The sequence below is a fragment of the Exiguobacterium sp. s56 genome, assembly GCF_018618255.1.
Classification (GTDB): domain Bacteria; phylum Bacillota; class Bacilli; order Exiguobacteriales; family Exiguobacteriaceae; genus Exiguobacterium; species Exiguobacterium chiriqhucha.
The window spans coordinates 1-23,698 of the sequence record NZ_JACSLR010000019.1 but is presented as its reverse complement, the minus strand read 5'-3'; the positions used below and the strand labels follow the sequence as shown (position 1 = coordinate 23,698).

The 23,698-nt window shown below is 50.5% G+C and carries 24 protein-coding genes; 1 reads left to right on the top strand and 23 read right to left on the bottom strand.

The features are described from left to right. The 14 genes from KNP71_RS14370 to metG all read right to left on the bottom strand — a co-directional run bounded on the left by KNP71_RS14370 (position 1) and on the right by metG (position 16,393). Positions 1-1,548, bottom strand: a complete 1,548-nt coding sequence (locus tag KNP71_RS14370) for a polysaccharide biosynthesis protein (RefSeq protein WP_214830937.1) — start codon at positions 1,546-1,548, stop codon at positions 1-3. Beyond that, on the bottom strand, positions 1,532-5,056 hold the full coding sequence (gene mfd / locus KNP71_RS14365; RefSeq protein ID WP_214830936.1) for a transcription-repair coupling factor: 3,525 nt from the start codon (positions 5,054-5,056) through the stop codon (positions 1,532-1,534). The genes KNP71_RS14370 and mfd overlap by 17 nt, the downstream gene beginning before the upstream one ends. A gap of 45 nt (positions 5,057-5,101) precedes the next feature. Then, the gene (gene pth / locus KNP71_RS14360) at positions 5,102-5,659 is read right to left on the bottom strand and encodes an aminoacyl-tRNA hydrolase (protein ID WP_214756921.1); all 558 of its coding nucleotides are present in this window, start codon (positions 5,657-5,659) and stop codon (positions 5,102-5,104) included. 55 nt (positions 5,660-5,714) lie between these two features. Then, positions 5,715-6,671 carry a ribose-phosphate diphosphokinase gene (locus KNP71_RS14355; RefSeq protein ID WP_021065746.1) on the bottom strand — a complete coding sequence of 319 codons (957 nt, stop codon included), beginning with the start codon at positions 6,669-6,671 and terminating at the stop codon, positions 5,715-5,717. A gap of 45 nt (positions 6,672-6,716) precedes the next feature. After that, entirely contained in the window at positions 6,717-8,072 is a 1,356-nt protein-coding gene (glmU, locus tag KNP71_RS14350; RefSeq protein WP_021065747.1) for a bifunctional UDP-N-acetylglucosamine diphosphorylase/glucosamine-1-phosphate N-acetyltransferase GlmU, read from the bottom strand. A gap of 184 nt (positions 8,073-8,256) precedes the next feature. Then, on the bottom strand, positions 8,257-8,556 hold the full coding sequence (gene spoVG, locus KNP71_RS14345) for a septation regulator SpoVG (RefSeq protein WP_214830934.1): 300 nt from the start codon (positions 8,554-8,556) through the stop codon (positions 8,257-8,259). Positions 8,557-8,691: 135 nt separating this feature from the next. Further along, positions 8,692-9,516: a pur operon repressor gene (gene purR, locus KNP71_RS14340; RefSeq protein ID WP_021065749.1), complete on the bottom strand. Its 825-nt coding sequence runs from the start codon at positions 9,514-9,516 to the stop codon at positions 8,692-8,694. A gap of 73 nt (positions 9,517-9,589) precedes the next feature. Continuing rightward, the gene (ispE, locus tag KNP71_RS14335) at positions 9,590-10,453 is read right to left on the bottom strand and encodes a 4-(cytidine 5'-diphospho)-2-C-methyl-D-erythritol kinase (RefSeq protein WP_034796941.1); all 864 of its coding nucleotides are present in this window, start codon (positions 10,451-10,453) and stop codon (positions 9,590-9,592) included. Between the two features lie 100 nt (positions 10,454-10,553). After that, positions 10,554-10,790: a Veg family protein gene (locus tag KNP71_RS14330; RefSeq protein WP_021065751.1), complete on the bottom strand. Its 237-nt coding sequence runs from the start codon at positions 10,788-10,790 to the stop codon at positions 10,554-10,556. A gap of 82 nt (positions 10,791-10,872) precedes the next feature. Then, positions 10,873-11,751, bottom strand: a complete 879-nt coding sequence (gene rsmA, locus KNP71_RS14325) for a 16S rRNA (adenine(1518)-N(6)/adenine(1519)-N(6))-dimethyltransferase RsmA (protein ID WP_058765146.1) — start codon at positions 11,749-11,751, stop codon at positions 10,873-10,875. Beyond that, positions 11,748-12,308 (bottom strand): ribonuclease M5, encoded by a 561-nt coding sequence (gene rnmV, locus KNP71_RS14320; RefSeq protein WP_058765147.1) that lies wholly within the window; start codon positions 12,306-12,308, stop codon positions 11,748-11,750. Before rnmV ends, rsmA begins: the two co-directional genes overlap by 4 nt. Beyond that, a complete protein-coding gene (locus KNP71_RS14315; RefSeq protein ID WP_353049158.1) occupies positions 12,301-13,596 on the bottom strand; it encodes a ubiquitin-like domain-containing protein in 1,296 nt (431 codons plus the stop codon). Before KNP71_RS14315 ends, rnmV begins: the two co-directional genes overlap by 8 nt. A gap of 14 nt (positions 13,597-13,610) precedes the next feature. Beyond that, the gene (locus tag KNP71_RS14310; RefSeq protein ID WP_021065755.1) at positions 13,611-14,378 is read right to left on the bottom strand and encodes a TatD family hydrolase; all 768 of its coding nucleotides are present in this window, start codon (positions 14,376-14,378) and stop codon (positions 13,611-13,613) included. Between the two features lie 53 nt (positions 14,379-14,431). Then, complete coding sequence (gene metG, locus KNP71_RS14305) at positions 14,432-16,393, bottom strand: methionine--tRNA ligase (RefSeq protein ID WP_214756926.1); 1,962 nt, start codon at positions 16,391-16,393, stop codon at positions 14,432-14,434. Between the two features lie 329 nt (positions 16,394-16,722). On the opposite strand from metG, the gene KNP71_RS14300 reads away from it, so the two are divergent. Further along, positions 16,723-17,016: a transition state genes transcriptional regulator AbrB gene (locus tag KNP71_RS14300; protein WP_012727742.1), complete on the top strand. Its 294-nt coding sequence runs from the start codon at positions 16,723-16,725 to the stop codon at positions 17,014-17,016. Between the two features lie 16 nt (positions 17,017-17,032). Here the strand turns inward: KNP71_RS14300 and rsmI are convergent, their stop codons facing one another. The 9 genes from rsmI to KNP71_RS14255 form a co-directional block, all read right to left on the bottom strand. Next, complete coding sequence (gene rsmI / locus KNP71_RS14295; RefSeq protein WP_214756927.1) at positions 17,033-17,902, bottom strand: 16S rRNA (cytidine(1402)-2'-O)-methyltransferase; 870 nt, start codon at positions 17,900-17,902, stop codon at positions 17,033-17,035. Continuing rightward, positions 17,874-18,152, bottom strand: a complete 279-nt coding sequence (locus KNP71_RS14290; protein WP_021065758.1) for a GIY-YIG nuclease family protein — start codon at positions 18,150-18,152, stop codon at positions 17,874-17,876. The genes rsmI and KNP71_RS14290 overlap by 29 nt, the downstream gene beginning before the upstream one ends. Next, complete coding sequence (locus KNP71_RS14285; RefSeq protein WP_131472973.1) at positions 18,145-18,879, bottom strand: tRNA1(Val) (adenine(37)-N6)-methyltransferase; 735 nt, start codon at positions 18,877-18,879, stop codon at positions 18,145-18,147. The genes KNP71_RS14290 and KNP71_RS14285 overlap by 8 nt, the downstream gene beginning before the upstream one ends. Positions 18,880-18,944: 65 nt before the next feature. Continuing rightward, entirely contained in the window at positions 18,945-19,280 is a 336-nt protein-coding gene (gene yabA, locus KNP71_RS14280) for a DNA replication initiation control protein YabA (protein ID WP_021065760.1), read from the bottom strand. Positions 19,281-19,303: 23 nt separating this feature from the next. After that, a complete protein-coding gene (locus KNP71_RS14275) occupies positions 19,304-20,134 on the bottom strand; it encodes a PSP1 domain-containing protein (protein WP_021065761.1) in 831 nt (276 codons plus the stop codon). A gap of 6 nt (positions 20,135-20,140) precedes the next feature. Further along, positions 20,141-21,133 carry a DNA polymerase gene (locus tag KNP71_RS14270; protein ID WP_034796952.1) on the bottom strand — a complete coding sequence of 331 codons (993 nt, stop codon included), beginning with the start codon at positions 21,131-21,133 and terminating at the stop codon, positions 20,141-20,143. A gap of 17 nt (positions 21,134-21,150) precedes the next feature. Beyond that, positions 21,151-21,480 carry a cyclic-di-AMP receptor gene (locus KNP71_RS14265; RefSeq protein ID WP_029594397.1) on the bottom strand — a complete coding sequence of 110 codons (330 nt, stop codon included), beginning with the start codon at positions 21,478-21,480 and terminating at the stop codon, positions 21,151-21,153. Next, on the bottom strand, positions 21,480-22,118 hold the full coding sequence (gene tmk / locus KNP71_RS14260) for a dTMP kinase (protein WP_029594396.1): 639 nt from the start codon (positions 22,116-22,118) through the stop codon (positions 21,480-21,482). Before tmk ends, KNP71_RS14265 begins: the two co-directional genes overlap by 1 nt. A gap of 2 nt (positions 22,119-22,120) precedes the next feature. Further along, the gene (locus KNP71_RS14255) at positions 22,121-23,542 is read right to left on the bottom strand and encodes an aminotransferase class I/II-fold pyridoxal phosphate-dependent enzyme (protein WP_236355765.1); all 1,422 of its coding nucleotides are present in this window, start codon (positions 23,540-23,542) and stop codon (positions 22,121-22,123) included. Positions 23,543-23,698: the final 156 nt, after the last annotated feature.

Genomic DNA, 23,698 nt, shown 5'->3' with positions numbered 1-23,698 from the left:
TCAGTTCTCCTTTTTTTCTAGCAGATTGATGAGACGACCTCCGAACGGAATCATTTCCCATTCTTCTATCGTCAAAATTTGTTCTTTCCATAACCGCCAGACATAAATGCCGGCCCCGAGCACGAGCATGAAGACGAGCCAGATGAGGGCATCGAGACGATGCGTCAGGCCATCCAGCGCCATGACGTTCAAGCCGAGCAAGATGACACCCATCGGCGCCACCGCTTTGACGAGACGTCCATAATGTCGAAACCGGAGCATGCCGAGCGGGATGATTTGATCGAGCCGATTGAAATTGAACGCGGCCATCGCTAAAAAGGCAATCGAGGTCCCGAGGGCAGCCCCGGCGATGCCATAGTAAGGGACGAGCCACAAGTTGCTGCCGAGCTTCACGCCGATGGCGAGAATCATACCGACAGCAGCTGTGCGTTCCCGATCAATCGCCTGTAGACACGTCATGCTCGCCACGGCAAGCGACGCGGCGAACGTACTCGTCGAGAGCAAGACGAGCGCTGTCGTCCCGGCCGCGTTCTCAAATAGCGCGACATTCAACGGGAACATGACACCCATCAAGCCGATTGTGGCCGCAGCGGCGACCGTTGTCGTCACGCGAATCATCGAACTGAGTCCGGAAGAGGTCGCTTCGATACGACCGGCACGATAATGCCGCACCAAGTTCGGGACGTTTGCCATTCCGAGCGCCGTCGTGAAAAGAATCGCGAATTGAACGAGCGGATAACCTCGGTCAAATACCCCTTTGCCGACTTTCGCCGCATAATCCCCGCCCATCAGATTGACAACCGTGAACGAGTCGACGAGTTGCATCCATAAAATCCCGAGCGAGGCGAAACCGACGGCAAACCCCGTCGTCAGTAAGATTCGAAGGACAGACCGCAACGTCGTGGGTTGTACCGGTACGAGCCGTAACTGCTTCGCCCATAATGACAAGATGACGATGGCGATGACACCTCCGACGAGCGTCGCCCCATACGCGTATCGACTGAGTGTATAGGCATCTTGACCGAAGCGCACGCCAATCAACAAGGCGACGAGTAAGACCGTGACGCGAACGAGGTTCTCGAGCACTTGAGAAATCGCACTCGGCCGCAAGTCATCGACGGCCTGAAACGAACCGCGGAGCACCGCTAAAGCCGGCATGAGTAAATAACTCAGGCTGATGATCCGCAGCGTCGGTGCGAGTTCCATGTCCCCGAGGAGACGGGCGATGACGGGTGCTAGCATCCACATCGTGACGACAAGGATGACGGCTAGACCGAGCAAGGCATAAAAACTGCCCCATAACACTTCGAGTTTTCGTCTCGGTCCATGGGCGCCGACACCGATTTTGGCAATCACGACCGGCATCGCATACATGCCGAGCGAAGCGACGATCGCGGCAAACGGATACACCGTCTGATAGGCATATAGCCCGAAGTCTCCGGCGATATTTTGGTAAGGCACTCGGTAAGCAAAACTGATGAACTTTGAAAGATAGCCCGCGAGCGCAAATAAGACGACGCCGGTCGCAAACTTACTTGGCGACCGCATGCGCCAACCTCTTCACGAGCTCCTCAAGCACCGTATCGGCATCGTTCAACAGTTCGACGACCGGCATGCGGCCACTGAGCGACAATTTGAGGGCGCCGTTGTCTTGTCCGACACCGAGTTTCCGACCGAGCGGCATCGTCCATTCCATGAATGACGGTACGTCGAGCGCCGTCGTCGATTCGAGCGACAATACCATCTCGATGCGGCCCGGAGACTGTTTGATGCGCGCCACTTTCGCCATCTCGCCATAGATGCGCAGACGCGTCAGTTGGATGAGGAGCGCGACCGGTTCCGGGAATTCGCCGAACCGTTCAATCAACTCGTCCTGGAGGGCGAACAACGCTTCTGGTGTATCGACGTACTTGAAGCGTTTGTACATCTCGATTTTCAATTCGCTGTCCGATAAATAATCGTCCGGAATGTACGCATCCGCTTGGAACGCGATTTCTGGTTTGAAGACGACTTGTTTCGCCTGTCCGCGCATCCGGTCTTTCCGTTCCTCGATGGCTTCGGACAACATTTGTGAGTATAAGTCGAATCCGACCGAATCAATGAATCCGGACTGTTGGGCTCCGAGCAGATTGCCGGCGCCGCGAATCGATAAGTCGCGCATCGCAATCTTGAACCCGCTCCCGAGCTCCGTGAACTCTTTAATGGCCTGTAGCCGGCTCTCCGCGACCTCGGTCAAACGCTTATCTTTCCGATACGTGAAGTAGGCGTAGGCAATCCGGTTGGAACGCCCGACACGTCCGCGCAACTGATACAGCTGTGACAGCCCCATCTTGTCCGCATCGTGGACGATGAGTGTGTTCACGTTCGGGATATCGATGCCGGTCTCGATGATCGTCGTCGAGACGAGCACATCCGCTTCCCCTTCTAGGAAACTGATGAGCTGGCTCTCGAGTTCTGTCTCGGTCATCCGACCGTGTGCCGTCGCAATGCGTGCCTCCGGTAACAAAGCGCGAATCTCTTCTGCCTTCCGCTCGATGCCTTCGACGCGGTTGTAGAGGAAGAATGCCTGTCCGCCTCGCGCGAGTTCGCGCTCAAGTGCTTCCCGCAAGACGATACCATCGTATTCCATGACATACGTCTGCACCGGGTAGCGGTTCTCCGGCGGTGTCTCGAGTACCGACAAGTCCCGGATGCCGATCATCGACATGTGGAGTGTCCGCGGAATCGGTGTCGCCGTCAGCGTCAAGACGTCGATATTCGTCTTCAACTGCTTGAGCCGTTCCTTGTGCTTGACCCCGAACCGCTGCTCTTCATCAATGATGACGAGACCGAGGTCGGCGAACGTCACATCTTTCGACAAGACGCGGTGCGTCCCGACGACGACGTCAATCGTCCCTTCTTTCAAGCCTTTTTTCGTCGCCGCCATCTCGCTTTTCGAGCGGAAGCGGCTCATGACAGAGACGTTAATTGGAAATTCACTGAACCGTTCGAGCATCGTCTCGTAATGTTGTTGCGCCAGCACGGTCGTCGGCACGAGGAACGCGACTTGCTTCCCGGCGAGCACGGCTTTGAACGCGGCTCGAATCGCCACTTCCGTCTTGCCGTAACCGACATCGCCGCAAAGGAGACGGTCCATTGGCCGCGACCGTTCCATGTCCGCTTTGATTTCGGCGATGGAGCGGACTTGGTCTTCTGTCTCTGCGTACGGGAACGAGCTTTCGAACTGGCTCATCTCTTCGTCATCACCTGGGAACGCATAGCCGACGGACGCTTCACGCGCCGCGTACAGCTTGATCAGTTCATCGGCGATGTCTTCCACCGATTTGGCGACTTTCGATTTGACCTTCTTCCACTCGGTCCCGCCGAGTTTGTAAATCTTAGGCTCTTTGCCTTCGGCCCCGACATACTTTTGAACGAGATCGATTTGATCGACGGGGACGTACAGCGCATCGTCGCCGGCATAGACGAGATGTAAGTAGTCTTGATGAATGCCGCCGACTTCAATCGTCTTGATGCCCAGGTACTTCCCGATTCCGTGATGGATGTGGACGACGTGGTCGTTCGGCTTCAATTCTTGGTAACTTTTAATCCGTTCGGCGTTCGTCAAATTCTTCGTCTGACGTTTCCGCTTCGTGACGCGCTTGAACAGTTCTTCTTCGGAAACGACGACGAGACGGCTCGTCGAGAGTTCAAAGCCGCCTTCGATTTGTCCGATCATGACATGGACGTGACGCGGCAACAGCTCACCGTCCACATTTGTGAACGTGGATGAGATTCCATAATCGTCAAGCAACTCCACTACTTTATCGGCCCGTGTTTGATCGCCTGCCAAGAAGACGATGCGATGGTCACCTTGTTGCCACCGTTCAACTTCTTGTTTCAATAAGTGCATCTGGCCATGAAACGCCGAGAGCGGGCGACAGCTGAGGTGGACCGTGTTCGTCTCTGGAATTCCGGACCGTCGTGACGGCAACAAGGAGAACGCGACTTGCTTCAACGTACGGAATACTTTATGCATCGGGACGGCGAGCGTGTAGTTGCTGACCGACTCCCCTCGTTCGATGAGCGACGAGAACCATTCCGCTTCTTCGCGGTCTTGCACGTCGGCAGCATCTTCAATCCGTGCCACTTCATCTAACATCAACACCGCTTCCGCCCCAACATAATCGAGGAGCGTCGAGCTATACAGGAGCGGTGTGTACTTCCCAACTTTTTCAGGAGCCTCGCCTCGACCGAACTGTTCGATGTCCCGGGCAATTCCATCTTCGAGCGCTTGCCGGATCGTCTCGGTCTCGACGAGCGAGAGCGTCCGCTCGTATTGACGTTCGAGTGCTTGTCCGGCCTGCTGCAACTGGTCGCGTGAGGCGATGAACTCGGTGGCGGGTGGGATGACCGCTTCGCCGACGACACCTAGCGAACGCTGTGTCTCGGCATCAAACGTAAAGATGGAATCGACTTCGGTGTCGAACAAATCGATACGATACGGGCGCGCTGCCGTGAGCGGATAAACGTCTAAAATACTGCCGCGGACGGAGAATTCACCCGGTGCGGTCACGGTGGCCGTCCGTTCATAACCGAGCGTGATGAGCGTCTCGGCGAATGGCTTTAAATCGAGCTCTTGTCCAGGTTTGATGTGATGATGGCTCATCTTCCAGTCTGACGGGTTCGGGATATAACGGCGCAAGCCACCGAGCGGCACGACAATGACGCCTCCCGTTTCGTCAAGGAGACGTGTCCGAGCCTCAATCCGAGCGGCCAGCAATTCTGGGCTCGATGTGAGGGATAGTTCGCCAGCGAGCGTCTCATCAATCGGATAAAGCAACGTTTTGCTCGGACCGATGAGCGACTCGAGTTGATCGTACATTTTTTGTGCTTGATACATGTTATGCGTGACGACGACGAGACGTCTTGGCGAATTTTTCGCCAAACCCGCCAATACAAGCGCCTTGGCACTTGTCGTCAATCCGGTGACGAGTTGTCGATCGACTTTTGGCAACCGCTCCCGAATCACGTTCGTCTCAGGTAACGTCACCATGAATTTCTCTAGAGCATTCATTTGTTTTCCTCCACCTCATACGACAAAAAAGGGTACGTTGACCCTTTAGTTATATCGATTCATGAGCGCAATCCATTCAGTATCCACAAAATCGGTTGCGGCGGACACAGCTTGATCGAGCGTATCTTTTAATTCTGACATGTCTTCTTTACGGTAGTTCATAAGCACCCAATCGACCACTTTAATCGGATGCGGCGGACGGCCAATCCCCAGTTTCAGACGTTTAAAGTCTTGTGTGCCTAAATGCTGAATCAACGACTTGATGCCATTATGTCCGCCGGCACTGCCTTTCGGACGGAACCGCAGCTTTCCTGGGACCATGTCCAAGTCATCATAAATGACGAGCAAGTCGTCAATCTCAATCTTATAATAATCTAAAATCGGACGGACCGACTCGCCTGATAAATTCATATACGTGAGCGGTTTGACGAGGACGACACGTTCTCCATTGATTCTTCCCGTTCCAATCAATGCTTTAAACTTGGCTTCATCGAGTTTGATCCCATGCTTGTCGGCAAGGCGATCAATCGCCAAAAATCCGACGTTGTGACGGGTCATCTCATACTTTTTGCCTGGATTCCCGAGGCCGACAATACATTTCATCTTATTCCTCCTGAACAAAAAAGCCCAAAGGCGAACGCCTTCGGGCCTCGTTTTTTTAATCGAACAGTGTGCTCACCGATTTGTGCTCGTGGACACGCATGATCGCTTCTCCAAGCAAACGGGCAACCGACATCTGCTTGATTTTGCTTGAACATTCGCGACCTTCTAAATCGATCGTGTTCAAAACAACAAGTTCCTTGATTGACGAGTTGTCGATCCGTTCCATTGCCGGTCCAGATAACACTGGGTGTGTACACGAGGCGTACACTTCTTTTGCACCAGCTTGGACGATGGCATCGGCCGCGAGCGTGATTGTTCCAGCTGTATCGATGATGTCATCGATCAAGATGGCCGTCTTGCCTTCAACGCTGCCAACGATGTTCATGACTTCAGCCACGTTCGCTTCAGGACGACGCTTGTCGATGATGGCGATTGGAGCCTTCAAGCGTTCGGCAAGCTTACGGGCACGCGTGACGCCACCGTGGTCCGGTGAAACGACGACAATGTCTTTCGCTTTAAATTCATCTGTCTCAAAATACGTCGAGATGAGTGGAACACCTAATAATTGGTCTACTGGGATATTGAAGAAACCTTGGATTTGAGCAGCATGCAAGTCCATCGTGATTAAACGCGTGGCACCTGCAACCGTCAATAAATCAGCGACAAGTTTCGCTGTGATCGGCTCACGTGAGCGCGCCTTGCGGTCTTGGCGAGCGTAACCGTAGTATGGCATGACCACGTTAATCGTCCGAACCGATGCTCGTTTCAACGCATCGATCATGACGAGTAACTCCATGAGCGTTTCGTTCACCGGTGAGCTCGTCGATTGAATGATGTACACATCATCGCCTCGCACGCTCTCCTCGATGTTGATGTAAAGTTCTCCGTCGCTAAACCGCTTCACTTGGCAATCGCTGAGCGGGATGCCAATTTCCTTGGCAATCTCTTCGGCGAGTGGGCGGTTTGAGTTTAAGCTAAATAGGCGAATTTCACGTTCATATACAGTAGACATGTTTAGGATTCTCCTCCATCGTTTTCCATAATAATAGGCAGCAACTTATCGTTTCGTGTAACCTTCTTTATTCGTTTGGCGTTCGCGTGCAATCGCAAGCGCCTCTTCAGGAACGTCATCCGTGATCGTCGAACCGGCTGCTACGATTGAGCCTTTTCCGACTTTCACCGGAGCGATCAAGTTCACATTGCAGCCGACGAATGCATCGGCTTCGACGACCGTTTCGAACTTGTTCTTGCCGTCATAGTTGACCGTGATCGAGCCACAGCCGAGGTTGACGCGTTCCCCGATCGAAGCATCTCCGATATAGCTGAGATGTGATGCTTTCGCACCGTCTCCGAACGTTGATTTTTTGATTTCCACGAAGTTACCGACGCGCGTATTCGCGCCGAGGACTGCTTGTTGACGAAGGTGGGCGAACGGCCCGACCTGTGCTTCAGTTCCGACACGGCTGTCACTTACGACCGATTGACGAACCGTCGCACCGTCTTCGATGACGCTATTGCGGATATCTGAATTTGGACCAATCACGCACTCTGAACCGATAATCGTTTTCCCGAGAATGACCGTCCCTGGATAGATGATCGTATCCGAACCGATGACGGCATCTGGTGAGATGTATGTCGAAGCTGCATCCATGAATGTGACACCTTCACGCATGAGGCGTTCGTTCGTCCGCTTGCGCATGACCGCTTCAGCTTGTGAGAGAGCGACACGATCGTTGACGCCGATCGTTTCATCGAATGTCGGCGCCGTGTGTGCTGCCACGACTTCGCCTGCTTCTTTCGCAATCGAGATGACGTCCGGCAAGTAGTACTCGCCTTGAGCGTTGTTGTTCCCGACTTGCTTCAATGCATCAAACAAGAGCTCGTTATCGAACACGTACGTTCCGGTGTTGATTTCACGAATCTCTAGTTCAGTGTCAGACGCATCTTTATGCTCGACGACTTTTGTGACATTTCCGTCTTCACCGCGGATGACGCGGCCATATCCAGTCGCATCATCAGCAATCGCAGTCAACACAGTCACTTTTGCCTGTTGCGCCTCGTGATGGGCCAACAACGCCTCGAGCGTTTCCGCTGTCAATAGCGGTGTATCGCCGCAAACGACGAGCGTCGCGCCAGGTTTGCCTGCGAGTTCAGCTTCTGCCATCTGTACCGCATGGCCCGTACCGAGCTGTTGTTCTTGGACCGCATACTCCACGCGTGAGCCCAACGTCTCTTGTACCGCTTCAGCCCCATGGCCGACGATGACGATTTGACGACTGACCCCGATTTTGTCGAGTTGATCGACGACGTGTTCGACCATCGGTTTTCCAAGGACCGGATGAAGTACTTTATAAAGCTTCGACTTCATGCGCGTCCCTTTACCTGCTGCCAAAATGACTGCAAAACGATCCATTCTTGATTCGCTCCTATCTCATATCGACTGTAATGTACTCAAATGTTCGGTTTTTTATACATTCAAACCTTATTTACACCGTATCTACTATATCGAAACCATGACGCGGTTTCAACCGTTGTACCTATTCGTAACCAATGAAACGTAAAAAGGCAGCGGAAGGATCCCCATCCGCTGTCAAATATTACTCGTTCATGGCATTATATTGGGCTTGCGTCTCGGCGATGGCGACGTCCTCTTGACCGTACGCGTCTAAAACGGCAGCCTCGACTTTCTGACGCATATCTCCATTAATCGGGTGAGCAATGTCACGGAAAATTCCTTCTGGCGTCCGCTTGCTCGGCATCGCTACGAACAGACCGATACTCCCTTCAATGATTCGAAGGTCGTGTACCACAAATTCGTGGTCGAGTGTAATGGAGGCCAGTGCCTTCATTCTACCTTCCGTCGCGACTTTGCGAATTTTTACGTCTGTGATCTGCATGTTTCGCATCCCCTTTTCATCGTTGTCTGGACCGTGGTGTACTTTCTAAAAGGCTGAGATGATTCCAAGCGAACCGATTGACTTCGTACGATTCTTATACCCTTTCATCATAAAACGAAATCAAATTTTTGCCAATCACTTTAAGAATTGTTCGACGTTTCCACGCGAAATCGTAACGAGACCTTCATCCGAGTCGACGTTCGTCAATTTCATTAAACTGACGTATTCGCTCACCATTTTCTTCTCGGCGCCTTCTGCTTCCATAAGTACGCCGACACCGGCAAGGTTCGCTTCGAACTCGTTCAAGAGACTCATCATTCCGCGAATCGTTCCGCCAGCTTTCATGAAATCGTCAATCAACAGCACGTTCGCGCCACGTGGCAAACTGCGACGCGCGAGCGCCATCGTGCGAATCGCCTTTGACGAACCGGAGACGTAGTTGATACTCACGGTCGAACCTTCGGTGACACGACTATCGGACCGAACGATGACAAACGGTACCCCGAGTTGCTCGGCTACAGCGTAAGCGAGCGGAATCCCTTTCGTCGCAATCGTCATGACGACATCGACTTTCCGATCAGCGAACACCGAGGCGAAGACTTGGCCCATCGGCTTCACTTGACGCGGGTTACCGAGGACGTCTGTCAAATAGAGATAGCCTCCTGGGAGCAACCGTTCTGGCTTCGACAACTGTTCACATAGCCCGTCGATCATCGAGAGCGACTTGTCTTTGCTCCACCCTGGGATGAACATGACGCCACCGGCCGCTCCTGGCACCGTGACCAGTTTACCCGTGCCATCGTGGGCCAACATTTCACTGACAATGACCAAATCTTCACTGATGGATGACTTGGCTGCTTTATAACGGCTCGAAAACATCGATAACGAGACGAGCTGGTGCGGATGGTCCAGCAAATAACGGGTCATATCAACGAGACGACCACTTCTACGAATTTTCATACGGATTCCCCTTCACTTCTTCAATAATAGACGAATGTTCTAAACAGAATATATCATTCTCATTCGTCTTTGTTCAATGTTTTTTGCCGAGAATCCGAACGACGAACACTTCAGGACAAAATCCTTTCAGCCCGTTATAGACACGATGTGCTTTTTGTTCATGCTCAATTAGTGCGAATACGGTCGGACCACTTCCACTCATGAGCACCCCATCCGCTCCGCAGTGGAGCATCGTTTCTTTGATTTGGCGAACTTCCGGATGAAGTTCGAGCGTGACCGCCTCGAGGGCATTGCCTAAGTTTGAACAGATGCCGTCAAAATCACGATCACGAATCGCCGTGACCATAGCCTCGGTGTTTGGATGCACAATCTTCTCCATCTCTACCGCGCGATAGACGTCGGCCGTCGATACCCCGATTTTCGGTTTCGCCAAGACGACGTAACACGGTGGCGGTGACGGGATTGTCTCTAACTGTTCACCGCGTCCGCGCGCGATGGCTGTTCCCCCCATGACACAAAACGATACGTCCGATCCGACGGCGGCCCCAAGTTCGGCCAACTCTTCTAACGACAGGCCGAGATCGAACAGGTCGTTCATACCTCGAAGCGTCGCGGCAGCGTCACTCGATCCGCCAGCAAGCCCTGCCGCGACCGGAATCTGCTTATCCAATACGATTTCGACACCTTGCTTGATGCCAAATCGCTTCCGCAACAACTCGGCTGCACGATACGCCAAGTTCCGGTGGTCATTCGGCACATAGGCATGTTCAGATTGAATCCGAATCTCGTCTGTATCAAGGACGGTCAATTCCAGTCGATCCGATAAATCCACTGTCGTCATTACCATTTCTACTTCATGATAGCCATCTGCCCGCTTCCCAAGGACGTCAAGCGTCAAATTGATTTTTGCCGGCGCTTTCACACTGATCGTGCGCATATCGTTCACCCTTCCCATGTATCTCCTGTTCGCCATTGTACCGTAAACGAGCGCACAAAAAAAGAAGCAGCTGCCAATGCATCCGCCTCTCATTTATCGTTCAATTGCTGAATTCAATTTTAACTGTATCCGTTAGGACATCAGCGTAGCTATATGAGACACGTTCCACGTTATGATGGTCTTCATCCAATTTGACGACGAACACCGCGGGATACGTCTCAACGAGCGTTCCAAACCGAGTAACGACTTTCTTACGACCGCCGTTTGCTTTCAACGTCAATCGTTCTCCAACATGCGATTCGAGTTTCTGTCTGATTTCTTGCAACGTCTTTGGCATACGCTTCACCTCACTGTTACAAGTATAACACATTCAGAAATGAAAATAAAGATTAATATTATATCGATTCGCTATCCGGTCGTCAACTGTTTTTAAGTGGTAAAATTGTGTCCGCTAACCGGGCAAACTCTTCAAGCGAAAGCGTTTCGCCTCGCCGTTTTGGATCGATTTCAGCCTCACCTAAGAGACGTTCGATTTCCATTTTTTTATCTTTGCCCAGGTGATTCGTCAAGTTATTCAAAATCGTTTTCCGACGTTGCGCGAAACTGGCACGGGCAATCTCAAAGAAGAAGGCTTCATCCTTCACGTCGACCGCCGGTTTGGGGCGCATCTTCAACGTGATGACCGCTGAATCGACGTTCGGCGCCGGCATGAACACACTTTTCGGGACGATAAAGCTCACGTTCGCCTCTGCGTAATACTGAATTGCAATCGAAAGAGAGCCGTATGCTTTCGTCCCAGGCTTCGCTCCGATCCGCTCGGCAACTTCTTTTTGAATCATCATGACGAGTGAGCGGAACTTGATTTGGCTTTCCAGTAAACGCATGATGATTGGCGTCGTCACGTAATACGGCAAGTTCGCCACGACCGAGATGTCTTCGATACCTTGACTGAAAAACTCACGCTCGACGATGGCTTGAATATCGAGCTCGAGCGCATCGCCGTGGATGACATGCACGTGTGGATAAGGAGACATCGTGTCTTCCAAAATCGGAAGCAGACGTTGGTCGATTTCGAGGGCGACGACCTTTTTAGCCCGCTTGGCAGACTGTTCCGTCAATGACCCGATACCGGGACCGATTTCGAGCACCCCGCTCGCCTCTCCTAGCTCCGCGGCGTCCACGATTTTATTCAAAATATTTAAATCGATTAAAAAGTTCTGCCCAAGCGACTTTTTAAACGAGAAGCCGTGACGTTCTAGAATTGATTTCGTGCGTTGAATTGTGGCGATGTCTTTCAATGATTTTCCTCCTCTAACTGAGCCAGTGCTCGTTCCCATTCTTCAATCGTGACCCGTAACGCTTCCACACGTTTCACAAACTGTTTCGCGTTCGGTTCACCAATGCGAAGTAACACCCCGAGTCGTTTGCGCCGCCGCGCCGCATCTGGTCCGCCAATCAAATCGGCCTCGAGCACCATCTGACGGGTGACGAGCGGCATGTCCGTCTCAACCCGCTGTTCATACAACGCTTCGAGCACACGGCGAATTGTCGCTGGAGAAGCATGCTCGACCCCGATTTTACCGCGCTTGTCTTTCGCTTCGGCTCGAGGGAGATAGGCATGCTTGCACCCTTTGACTTGCTCCTCGACGATGGCACGGATGCGATCACCCGGATAATCCGGGTCCGTCAAAATTATTACGCCTCGTTTCTCCTGGGCACGTTTGATTCGCTCGATGGTTTGCTTCGAAACGGCCGATCCGTTCGTTTCAATCGTATCGACGTCATATACTTCCTGTAGCCGCGTCGTGTCGTCTCGACCTTCGACGACGATCACTTCTTGTATCTTTTCACGCATCATCGGTTCCTTCTTTCTCTTCTTGCTTCGGGATGACCCAAATCGTGAGTGGCTGACGCCCAAACGTCACCGCCTCTTCTTTTGAGTCCATCATCACATCGATTTTATTGCCTTTGATGGCACTGCCTGTGTCCAAGGCAATCGCCATGCCAAACCCTTCGACGTAAACGCGTGTGCCGAGTGGGATGATGGCTGGATCGACCGCGATGATTCGCATGCCTTCATACAGAATCGTGTCCGTCACATCATAACCGCTGCGCGTCAGTACCCTGCCGTCAAACGTGATCGTATCTTCCGCATTGTTCGTATACGCCGTCGCCTCGACGAGAAGCTGTTTCGCAGAGGTGAAATCTAAGACGTCCTCGGCTCGAGGCGTCTCTTCGATTTTAATCTCTGCTTCCTCTCGAAACGGGCTCGACGGTTCGGTCGTTTCCGTCTCCTCTTGTTCTTGCTCGGTCTCTTGATTCGCCTCTGGTTCAGCTACGATTCTCGTTCCAAGTTTTATGATTTGAGGGCGCACGGTTCGCAGCGTTTCCACGCTCGTTTCGGTCCGATTTGTAATTGTACCATTTTCCACTGTCAGTGCATACCGCGTCCGTTCGAGTCCAGGGACACCGACTTGAACAACCTCGGTTTCTCCGAGCGCAAGCGTGTCGTCCTCTTCTCTGACGATTTCAAATGGGATGAGTCGATTCTCATACTGCACGACGTCTCGACTCACATTGACCGTGATTGTCATCCCGTCTCGCACTGGTGTCGCCAGAGCCGGTTCGACAGTATCCTTGTCAGAAACCATCACATTCGCCTCCTGTAGCGCCTGCTCGACAGTTTGAGCCATCGTATGAACCGTCTTCGCCTCAGCGCCGACAATGACATCGAGTGCGACGACAGGCTGATACCGGATGGTCATACCCGATGTAATAGGGGTACGGACGCCCGGGTACACATCGTCCCCGTCACGGACACTCACTCCATAACGAAGCAACACGTCTTCGACAGTCCGTTCACGCGTCTCAATCGTTTCGATTTGTCCGTAACCAATTTGTAGCGAGACGGTACGGGCCCGCTCAATCTGAATAACTCGGTCGAGCGGGATATCCGCACTCAAAGCCGGCGTCACGACGTCTGACTCGTCAACGACAATCCCCGTCTCTTCAAGCACATCTAACACCGATTCGCCCCGACTCTCATGCACCATCGTCATTCCGTCATCGATGATGGTGACAGGTTCTGGTTGCATCGCCATATAGGCGAACACAGCGGTGGCCACGACGCCGACGCTTAACACGATCCGTCTGAACATCATGGGAGACGGAACAGGCGCTTCGCATTAGCGGTCGTCGCCTCAGCAAGTGCGTCGTAAGACATGTCACGTAGCGATGCAATCTCTTCGGCGACATACGTGACGTAAGCCGGTTCGTTCCGCTTGCCACGGAACGGCGTCGGCGTTAAATACGGACAGTCTGTCTCTACGAGGAGTCGATCGAGCGGGACTTGTTGTGCCACCGCTTTTGGTACTTTCGCATTCTTGAACGTCACCGGTCCCCCAAGAGAAATATAGAAGTTCAAACGCAGACAGCGCTCCAACAGTTCGACGGACATGCTGTAACTATGGAACACACCCCCGACCTCTTCGGCGTGTTCTTCCTCTAAAATATCGAGCACGTCGGCGGTCGCTTCCCGATTGTGAATCACGATCGGCATATTCGTCCGTTTCGCGATGGCGATTTGTTGCCGGAACACGTGCTGTTGGACATCTTTAGGTGATTTGTCCCAATGATAGTCGAGCCCGATCTCCCCGAGCGCCATTACTTTCGGATGATCCATCAATGTCTCGATTCTTGCCAAATCGGCCTCCGTGCAATCGACGGCGTCGACTGGGTGCCAGCCGACGATCGCGTAAATGTCTTCATACGTTTCCGCGAGCTCGATGGCACGCGTGATGGTCGGATTGTCGAACCCGACGACGAGCATCGGGGAAACGCCCGCAGCACGAGCCCGTTCAATCGTCGCTTCGACGTCTTCATTGAACTGTTCGGCATTGATATGTGTGTGTGTATCAATCAACATGATGGTTCCTCCTTGTATAGACAAAGAGGGAGACCGAAGTCTCCCCCAAACGATTATTTGACGATGGCCCCGTTCGGCATATTCTCAGATACGGTCGCAAGTTCAAGCTTGCCGTCTTTATCAGCCGCTAAAATCATCCCTTGTGACAATTCGCCACGCAGTTTGACCGGCTTCAAGTTGGCGACAACGATGACTTTCTTGCCAACCAAGTCTTCCGGCGTATACCATTCCGCGATACCCGAGACGATTTGACGCGTCTCCCCGCCAAGATCGACTTGAAGTTTCAACAACTTCTTCGCCTTCTTGATTTTATCGGCTTCGACGATTTGGCCGACGCGGAACTCGACTTGGTCAAAGACGTCAATCGTGATTTCCGGACGCACGTCCTCATCTTCGACGTCGCCCGCTTCCGCTTCGGCTTCTTCGACACGAGCTTGCGACGCTTGACGCATCATTTCTTGAATCGCATCGACTTCTTCTTTGACGTCACGACGCGGGAAAATCGGTGTCCCGTCTGTGACGACGGCTCCATCGAAGGCTGCGAACGTATCGAGCGCTTCCCATGACATATCTTTTCCTTCGAGACCGAGCTGACGGAACATCTCTTTCGGCGCCCGTGTCATGAACGGCTGAATCATCACCGCGACGTGACGGAGGACGCCGGCGAGGTGAGTCATCACCGACGCCAGTTCGTCATGCTTCGTTTCGTCCTTCGCGAGAACCCACGGTTGCGTCTCATCAATGTATTTGTTGGCACGGCTGACGAGTTGCCAAATGCTTGTGAGCGCTACCGAAAACTCCATGTGTTCCATAGCCGCTTCCGTCTTCGCTTTCGTCTCGTTGACGACTTGAAGCAATGAGGCATCGAATTCCGTTACATTGCCCGCATAAGCAGGAATTTCACCATCAAAATACTTCTTAATCATGGCCACGGTCCGGTTGAGCAGGTTCCCGAGGTCGTTCGCAAGATCAAAGTTCAAGCGATCAACGAATGCTTCCGGTGTGAACGTGCCGTCTGCCCCGAATGGAACTTCACGAAGAAGATAGTAGCGGAGCGAGTCGAGTCCGTATCGGTCGATCAGTGGAATCGGGTCGACCACGTTGCCTTTTGATTTCGACATTTTGCCGTCTTTCATGAGCAACCAACCATGTGCGAAAACTTGTTTCGGTAACGGGAGGTCAAGCGCCATGAGCAACGCTGGCCAAATGATTGTATGGAACCGGACGATCTCTTTTCCGACCAAATGGACGTCGGCTGGCCAATAGCGGTTGAACAACTCGTCGTTGTCCGATCCGTAGCCGAGGGCAGAGATATAGTTCGTAAGGGCATCGACCCATACGTATACGACATGCTTCGGGTTCGATGGGACTTGTACACCCCAGTCAAACGTCGTCCGTGAGACAGCCAAGTCTTGAAGACCCGGCTTCAAGAAGTTGTTGATCATCTCCGTTTTGCGCGATTCTGGCAAGATGAAGTCAGGGTGCGACTCGAAGTACTCGATCAAACGATCCGCATACTTGCTGAGACGGAAGAAGTAACACTCTTCGCGTACGAGTTCGACTGGGTGGCCGCTGTCCGGGCTCTTCCCGTCGATGAGCTGAGACTCCGTATAATACGTCTCATCAGGAATCGAGTACCAACCTTCATACTCTCCGAGATAAATATCATCATTTTTAAGAAGCGTCTCGAACACATGCTCGACGACAGCTTTGTGGCGTGCGTCTGTTGTACGGATGTAGTCATCATATGAGATTTCGAGACGGTCCCATAACACTTTGATGTCTTTGACAACTTCATCCACGAACGCTTGCGGTGTCACACCGGCTTCTTTCGCTTTTTCTTGAATTTTTTGACCGTGTTCATCCGTCCCAGTCAAATAACGAACGTCAAAACCTTTCAAACGCTTATAGCGCGCGATCGCATCGCCGGCCACCGTCGTATAAGCGTGACCGATGTGTAGTTTGGCACTCGGATAGTAAATCGGAGTCGTAATATAAAAAGTAGGCTTCGCCATTGTATGTTCTCCATCCTTTCGACATTTGCAATTTCCATTATACACGGTTCGACAAAAGAATTTCCAAACCAATTGTTTGGAATTTTTTTGTTGTTATCTCATAAAATATGTTCCAAAAAAACCCTTTCTTTGTTTCAGGTCCTAACTTTCGGGGAATTTTAGGTATATATCGCTCCTACATTGTCATTTTTCGAAAATGTAGATTTCCAATAGTAAGCAGTTGACTACAATTGGAAAGTTTAGTATGCTTTTTGCTGTAGTAACATTGTCGAATTTTGACGACTCATGTCACCAAGAGATTTCGACACCATTGGAGGAGGAAACACAAAATGAAATCTACAGGTATCGTACGGAAAGTTGATGAACTCGGTCGTGTCGTCATTCCAATCGAATTGCGCCGCACACTCGGGATCGCTGAGAAAGATGCACTTGAAATCTACGTCGACAACGATCAAATCGTGTTGAAAAAATACAAACCGAACATGACTTGCCAAGTGACGGGCGAAGTATCGGATGACAACTTCAAGTTGGCTGACGGTAAATTGATCCTTTCACCAGAAGGCGCACAACGCGTTCTCGTCGAGTTGAAAAACATGCTCGAAAACTACTACAGCGAAGAGTAAGCAAGGGATTCCTTGCTTACTCTTTTTTGTCGACTTGATGATACGCGTCATACACTTCACTCCGTGACAGACCCCGCTCTTTAGCGGCTTGTTTAATGGCAGCGTTCGGTTTTAAGCCGTCCTCAATGTAACGGTCGACGTGCTCGAGGGGCGATAGCGCCTCCCACCAATCGTGTGTCGGTGCCGCTTCCGTCGATCCTTCCACCATGACGACGAATTCGCCGCGTACTTCGCCTTCGCACCAGACCAGCGCTTCTTCTACCGTCCCTCGTAAAAACTCTTCAAACGTTTTCGTCAACTCTCGTCCGAGAACGAGTTTCCGATTGCCAAACACGTCTTGAATCCCGGTCAGCATCTCTTTTAACCGATGTGGCGCTTCATAAAAAATAATGGTGCCCGGTTCATATTGTAAGGATGACAACACATCGAGGCGCTCTTTCTTTTTACGGGGTAAGAATCCATAATACAAAAACCGCTCGGTCGCAAGACCAGAGGCGACAAGAGCCGTCAATGCTGCGTTCGCTCCAGGGAGTACGACGACGGGGAGCCTCGCTTGAATGGCCAACCTCACGAGGTCACTCCCAGGGTCTGAGATACCCGGCATGCCAGCGTCTGAGACCACGGCGACCGACTTGCCCGCCTCGATATCTTCGATTAAGCGAGGGCCACTCACGTGCTTATTATGCTCATGGTAGCTGACCAGTTTCGTCTCAATGCCGAAATGGCGACAGAGTTTCATCGTTTGGCGCGTGTCTTCAGCCGCAATCAAATCGACTTCTCCTAAAATTCGAACCGCCCGATACGTCATGTCTTCTAAATTTCCAATCGGCGTCGGCACAACATAGAGCGTGGGCCCATCAGTCTGGTAACTTTTCTGTGAGTTCATTACTCGTTCCCTCCATCAATTGCTGTTTTTGAGCCCGCGTGAGTTGTTTGATGGACCATTCGTACTGCATGGCTTCGCGTTTGGTCGCAAACGACCTGACATATCGCAACGTCACCGGGAGACGAGCCCGTGTATATTTCGCACCTTTTCCGTTGTTATGCACTTCCATCCGCTTATCCACATCCGTCGTATATCCGGTATAGTACGTGCCATCGTTGCACTCGAGAATATAGGCAAAGTGCTTACGCATCGAGGATTGCCCGCATGTCGCTCGTATACGTGTCATCTTCCTCATAAACGATAAACGGAGGTAAGATTGTGAGCCCTGCTTTTCCATCTTTCGACCCCTCTATTAACAATGTGTTCGCATCTCGACCTTGCTTCGGATAAACGAGTTGCATTCGCTTTGGTTCAATCCGATACGCCCGCATGAGCGTCAGAATGTCGAGTAATCGTTCCGGACGATGGACGAAGGCTACTTTGCCACCCGGTTTGACGAGTTGACTGGCTGAACGAATACAGTCTTCTAGTGTGCAAAGGACTTCATGGCGTGCAATCGTATGATGTTCATTTTGATTGCGTAACGATGTCTCGTTCGCCAAAAAATAAGGGGGATTGCACGTGACAACATCGTAACGGGCATGTCCTAATCGACTTGCAGCGGTTTTCACGTCCCCTTCAACGATGTGGAGCCTCTCGTCCAACTCATTGATGGCAATGCTACGATTGGCCATGTCGACGAGGCGAGGCTGGATTTCAACACCCGTGACCGTCCCTTTCGTTCGATATGATAAAAAGAGCGGAATCGCCCCCGTGCCGGCGCACAAATCGACGAGCTTCCCTTTTCGAATCGGCACCCATACAAATTCGGCGAGTAATACGGCGTCCAATGAAAATGAAAAAACGTCATCACTTTGAATGATCTTGCCGGGACGCCCTAACAAATCATCAAGACGTTCACCTTGTTTAACAGTCACGCCATTTCCCTCCTACATAACGTACAAAGGCGACGGACGGGAATACCCCCGTCTATCGCCCCTTATTAATGTTTATTTAGCATCGACATGCAGAAGAGACAGTCTCCGTCTTTTCTGACTTGTCCATAGTGCAAATTACAAATGTGAAATCCTTCTTGGTATAACGCCGCCAGATTGTTCTGTCCTTTTCCGGACAACGCAATTTGGGGATCCCCGTCAGGCGTCTCGACTTCTGCAAGTTGCTCCACTTTTTCACGCAAATGATGGTTTTCGAGATACATGTGTTGGTTTTCTTCGAGCAAATAGGCGAGTTGCTCTTTGAGCACCCCTAAATGCTCCGTCAACAATTGCATTTGTTGCTCGATCGCATCGACCCGCATCATGACTTCCTTTTTATCCATTCTTTCCACTGCTCAGCACCCCATCACTGTTTCGACGGTTTTCGTTTGACTGCACCGACCTCGACGAGCTCGTCGATTGTATACGTCACAACACGGGTCCGATCATTCAACTCGACTTGAATCAATTGATCCAAGATATTGAGACCGATGACACGTCCGTCACCTTCTGGAATTTTGATTCGTTTTCCGACGTCGGGTAAATCCCGCTTCAATTCTTCATACGTATCATTCTCGTATTTCAGACAGCACATGAGACGACCACACACACCGGAGATTTTATTCGGATTCAAGGATAAGTTCTGATCCTTGGCCATCTTAATCGATACCGGCTCAAATTCCCCTAAAAACGAGGAGCAACACAACACACGACCACAAGGCCCGATTCCGCTCAGCAGTTTCGCTTCGTCCCGAACTCCAATTTGACGGAGTTCGATCCGGGTGCGAAACACACTTGCTAAATCTTTGACGAGTTCCCGAAAATCAACGCGCCCTTCTGCCGTGAAATAAAAGATGACTTTATTACGATCAAATGTATACTCAACATCTACTAACTTCATTTCAAGTCGATGTTCACGAATTTTTTCTTCACAGACGGCGTGAGCGTCAAATGCTGCCAATCGATTGTCTTGAACGATTTCGGCATCTTTTTGATCGGCGACACGAAGGATTGTCTTTAACGGCAATACTACTTCGTCTTCACCCAGTTGCTTACCAACTTGGACGACTTCACCGTATTCGATGCCTCGTACCGTCTCTACGATGACATGGTCTCCACGTTCAAGCGTTGCTTCGCCTGGTGAAAAGTAATAGATTTTTCCCGCTTCTTTAAAACGGACTCCGACTACTTCAAGCACGCTCTCCTATCCTTTCTGCAAATCGAACGTTAACCGTTCGAACGTTAATTGAGGATTGACGTTTGCCTCAAGCCGTCGAATCGCCTCATGGACAGATTCAATAGCATGGACGATTTTATGAACCGGACGATCTTTTACAAACGCGGTATATAGCGCTTGTTCTTTCGTAAACAACTCCGGAACATAGTCTGTTCGCACTTTGAAGTGGAGCGCTTGCTCCAACCAATTTCCGAACAGCTCGAGACCGACTCGCAATTCATTCCGCCCTTTAAAATGACCGAGCCATTTTTCTTGGGCGAATAAAAGCAATTCTTGCGGGCGTTTTGTCAACACTTCAACTAATTGTACCACTAGCCCATACGCCTGTACAAACCAGTCGTTGTGAAGCGCCTCACGGGCGTCTTCGAATTTCGGATATGTCTCTAAAGCAAGACGTGCTAAATCGCTCGTACATTGCACGTCTGCGACCAACGTTTCCACAAGCCGTTCTCGATCAATCGGTCGAAACACTAAATGCTGAGCCCGCGAGCGAATGGTTGGTAATAAGAGTTGCGGCTGGGTCGTGACCAAGATGGCCAGTTTCCCAACGCCCGGTTCTTCGAAAAATTTTAAGAGACTGTTGGCCGCCTGAGGTGTCATTTTATGCGCTTGATGAATGACATATATTTGACGGTCCCCTTCTGCTCCACGTAGCGACAAGTCGCTCAACAATTGTTGAACTTGTTCTTTTTTGATACTGGCCCCATCCGGTTCCACTTCCATATAGTCGACGAGGTTCCCCGAATCCATCCGTCTACAGTTTCGACAACTGCCACACGGCTCTACTCCGTCAGGCGACTCGCAAAAAAGGGATTTTGCAAACAGTTGCGCCGTCTCAATTAAATAAGGTTCATAATCTCCTGAGAAAATATAGGCGTGACCCACCTTTTGAGCGACAATCGAATTTTCAATCACTTTGGCGATAACCGTTTGAGATTTCGCTAACTCTTGAAAGCTCATATTCGTGACCGTTCCCATTAAAACTGATGGAATCCTTCAATCGGCAAGACGAACACAGTCGCTCCGCCAACTTGTACTTCTACCGGATACGGAATATATGAATCAGCGTGACCGCCCATCGGTGAAATCGGCGTGATCATTTGATCTCGGCTCGAGCAATTCGATTTGATTAGCGCGAGCAAATCATCTAACCGTTCTTTTGGTACACCAATCATGAACGTTGTGTTACCTTCTTTCAAAAAGCCTCCCGTTGTGGCTAATTTTGTTGCGCGGAAGTCCTCTTCGATTAAAGCATCTGACAACCGAGCACTGTCCTTATCATGTACAATCGCGATTACCATCTTCATCATTGCGTCACTCCTCTTTCATTTAATCGTTCTAACGTAATATCTAACACTTCATCTTGAATCATTTCAATTGTAGCGTTCGCATCGATACGAACCATCCGATCCGGATGTTGTTCTAATATTTTTTTGAACCCATCGTATACGCGTTGATGGAAAGACTCATCTCGGCTCTCGATACGGTCTAATTGACCTCGATCTTTCATGCGACGGCTCGCTTGATCAGGGGTCAAATCAAAGAGGAAAGTCAAATCGGGTTTAATCCCGGCCGTTGCCCACTCGTTCAGTGATAGAATTTGATTCAAATCATATTGGAGTCCATATCCTTGATAGGCAATCGAGGCATCGACAAATCGATCACACACAACAATCGCCCCTCGTTTAAGAGCAGGTCGAATCACTTGATCGATGTTTTGGGCACGGGACGCGGCATACAGCATCATCTCGACGCGTGGAGTCATTTCATCATGTTCTGGTGATAATAAGACCTCTCGAATACTGTTTCCGACTTTGGTCCCTCCTGGTTCTCGAGTGACGACTACTTCGTATCCTTTTTCAGTCAATGAACGAACTAACAATTGCAACTGCGTGGTTTTCCCCGAACCGTCGGGACCTTCTACGGTAATAAACATACCTTTCACGATTAAAACTCCTCTACGATAACATCAATTTGTTTCATCATAACATGCCTACTCGCTTGCAGGTTCCGTCCTAGTGAAATCCATTCATTCAATACTCTAATTTTCTCGTGTGTGATGACTTCTCCTCTTAGTATCCACGGAATTCCTGGTGGATAAGGGATAACAGTTTCTGCAGCGACGGCTCCTATTGCTTGTTCAAATGATTTGCGAATGATATCTGCATCATCTGAAATAGCATGCAACACCGAAACACGTTCTGTCATCGGGTAAGGATAGATTGTTTCATCTTCGACAATGAGCGGGACATGTTGTGATGCATTTTTAATCAGTTTTACCCAATGTTGAATCTCTTGGCTTTTTAATTCCCTTAACGGCAGGCAGAATAACACATGATCTTCTGCAGCTAGTTCCGTATCAATACCGATTGACGCCAAATGTTGACTAAAGATGAGACCATTTTTCGGATATGTCAGCACGGTCATTTTGGTAAAATCATCGCCCACTTTGATTGAAAAGCCAGCTCGTCTCATTTCCATGATGAATGCGAAATGACTTTTTTGAATATGTGTCCAATCTCGTTCACTCAAATTTTCGAGATACTCTCTAGCGTAATCGAGTGAAGCCATAATCAAATAAGACGGACTAGACGTTTGAAAAGAAGAGAGTGCATGAAATAAACGTTTCTCATTAATCTCTTCCTTATAGTGGACCCAAGCACCCATCGTGAGCGCTGGAAGGGTTTTATGAGCAGACTGGACAACGGCGCTAGCTCCTTCGAAAATAGCGGATCGCTTTGGAAATGTAGGATGAATCAAATGAGCGCCATGTGCTTCATCAACTAAGAGAGGAATATGCAACGGACGCAAATAAGCACTGATCTCCGGGATGTTTGCCATATCTCCGTAATAAGTAGGAGATGTCAGTAGGAGGGCCTTCCCACCTGGGTACTGCGTGACAGCATCTTGAATTGTTTCTAATGCGACGACAGTCGGTAAACTGCTCCCCCTATCTAATTCAGGAGTGAGTAAAATGGGTTCTAAACCGAGCCACTCAATGGCGTTCCACACGGATTTGTGGGAATTACGTTGTACATATACTCGTTCTCCCCGTTTCACAGTTGCTGCCAACAGACTCCAGTTTCCCGCCGTTGACCCATTCACTAACCATTTACTTTTACTTTGATAAAGAGAGCCTAGTGCCCTCTCTCCTTCTAGAATAATACCTTCAGCATGGTGTAAATCATCCAAGTGTCCGAGTTCTGTTAAATCGTATGGCATTATTTTTTGGAATACAGTCGGAAGTTTCTCATCTCTTACTGTTCCATTGTGATGACCAGGTACATGAAAAGAGACACGATCTTCGCGTACATGTTGCTCCAATGTTTCCATAAATGTGAAAGGATTATGTTTAGGTTTTCGAGTCATATAGGCAACCTTCCTATCCGAAATAGATGCGACTTATATACAAAAAGAGACGATCAAGCGGATGCTTGATCGTCTTTCGCGTTGGCCTGGCAACGTCCTATCCTCACAGGGGGAGACCCCCAACTACTTTCGGCGCTGAAGCGCTTAACTTCCGTG

What these genes read in the sequence shown, in the direction of transcription:
- KNP71_RS14370 (WP_214830937.1), bottom strand. Translation starts at nt 1,548, where the DNA reads ATGCGGTCGCCAAGTAAGTTTGCGACCGGCGTCGTCTTATTTGCGCTC.
- mfd (WP_214830936.1), bottom strand. Translation starts at nt 5,056, where the DNA reads ATGAATGCTCTAGAGAAATTCATGGTGACGTTACCTGAGACGAACGTG.
- pth (WP_214756921.1), bottom strand. Translation starts at nt 5,659, where the DNA reads ATGAAATGTATTGTCGGCCTCGGGAATCCAGGCAAAAAGTATGAGATG.
- KNP71_RS14355 (WP_021065746.1), bottom strand. Translation starts at nt 6,671, where the DNA reads ATGTCTACTGTATATGAACGTGAAATTCGCCTATTTAGCTTAAACTCA.
- glmU (WP_021065747.1), bottom strand. Translation starts at nt 8,072, where the DNA reads ATGGATCGTTTTGCAGTCATTTTGGCAGCAGGTAAAGGGACGCGCATG.
- spoVG (WP_214830934.1), bottom strand. Translation starts at nt 8,556, where the DNA reads ATGCAGATCACAGACGTAAAAATTCGCAAAGTCGCGACGGAAGGTAGA.
- purR (WP_021065749.1), bottom strand. Translation starts at nt 9,516, where the DNA reads ATGAAAATTCGTAGAAGTGGTCGTCTCGTTGATATGACCCGTTATTTG.
- ispE (WP_034796941.1), bottom strand. Translation starts at nt 10,453, where the DNA reads ATGCGCACGATCAGTGTGAAAGCGCCGGCAAAAATCAATTTGACGCTT.
- KNP71_RS14330 (WP_021065751.1), bottom strand. Translation starts at nt 10,790, where the DNA reads ATGCCAAAGACGTTGCAAGAAATCAGACAGAAACTCGAATCGCATGTT.
- rnmV (WP_058765147.1), bottom strand. Translation starts at nt 12,308, where the DNA reads ATGCGTGAAAAGATACAAGAAGTGATCGTCGTCGAAGGTCGAGACGAC.
- KNP71_RS14310 (WP_021065755.1), bottom strand. Translation starts at nt 14,378, where the DNA reads ATGTTGATTGATACACACACACATATCAATGCCGAACAGTTCAATGAA.
- metG (WP_214756926.1), bottom strand. Translation starts at nt 16,393, where the DNA reads ATGGCGAAGCCTACTTTTTATATTACGACTCCGATTTACTATCCGAGT.
- KNP71_RS14300 (WP_012727742.1), top strand. Translation starts at nt 16,723, where the DNA reads ATGAAATCTACAGGTATCGTACGGAAAGTTGATGAACTCGGTCGTGTC.
- rsmI (WP_214756927.1), bottom strand. Translation starts at nt 17,902, where the DNA reads ATGAACTCACAGAAAAGTTACCAGACTGATGGGCCCACGCTCTATGTT.
- KNP71_RS14290 (WP_021065758.1), bottom strand. Translation starts at nt 18,152, where the DNA reads ATGCGTAAGCACTTTGCCTATATTCTCGAGTGCAACGATGGCACGTAC.
- yabA (WP_021065760.1), bottom strand. Translation starts at nt 19,280, where the DNA reads ATGGATAAAAAGGAAGTCATGATGCGGGTCGATGCGATCGAGCAACAA.
- KNP71_RS14270 (WP_034796952.1), bottom strand. Translation starts at nt 21,133, where the DNA reads ATGAGCTTTCAAGAGTTAGCGAAATCTCAAACGGTTATCGCCAAAGTG.
- KNP71_RS14265 (WP_029594397.1), bottom strand. Translation starts at nt 21,480, where the DNA reads ATGAAGATGGTAATCGCGATTGTACATGATAAGGACAGTGCTCGGTTG.
- KNP71_RS14255 (WP_236355765.1), bottom strand. Translation starts at nt 23,542, where the DNA reads ATGACTCGAAAACCTAAACATAATCCTTTCACATTTATGGAAACATTG.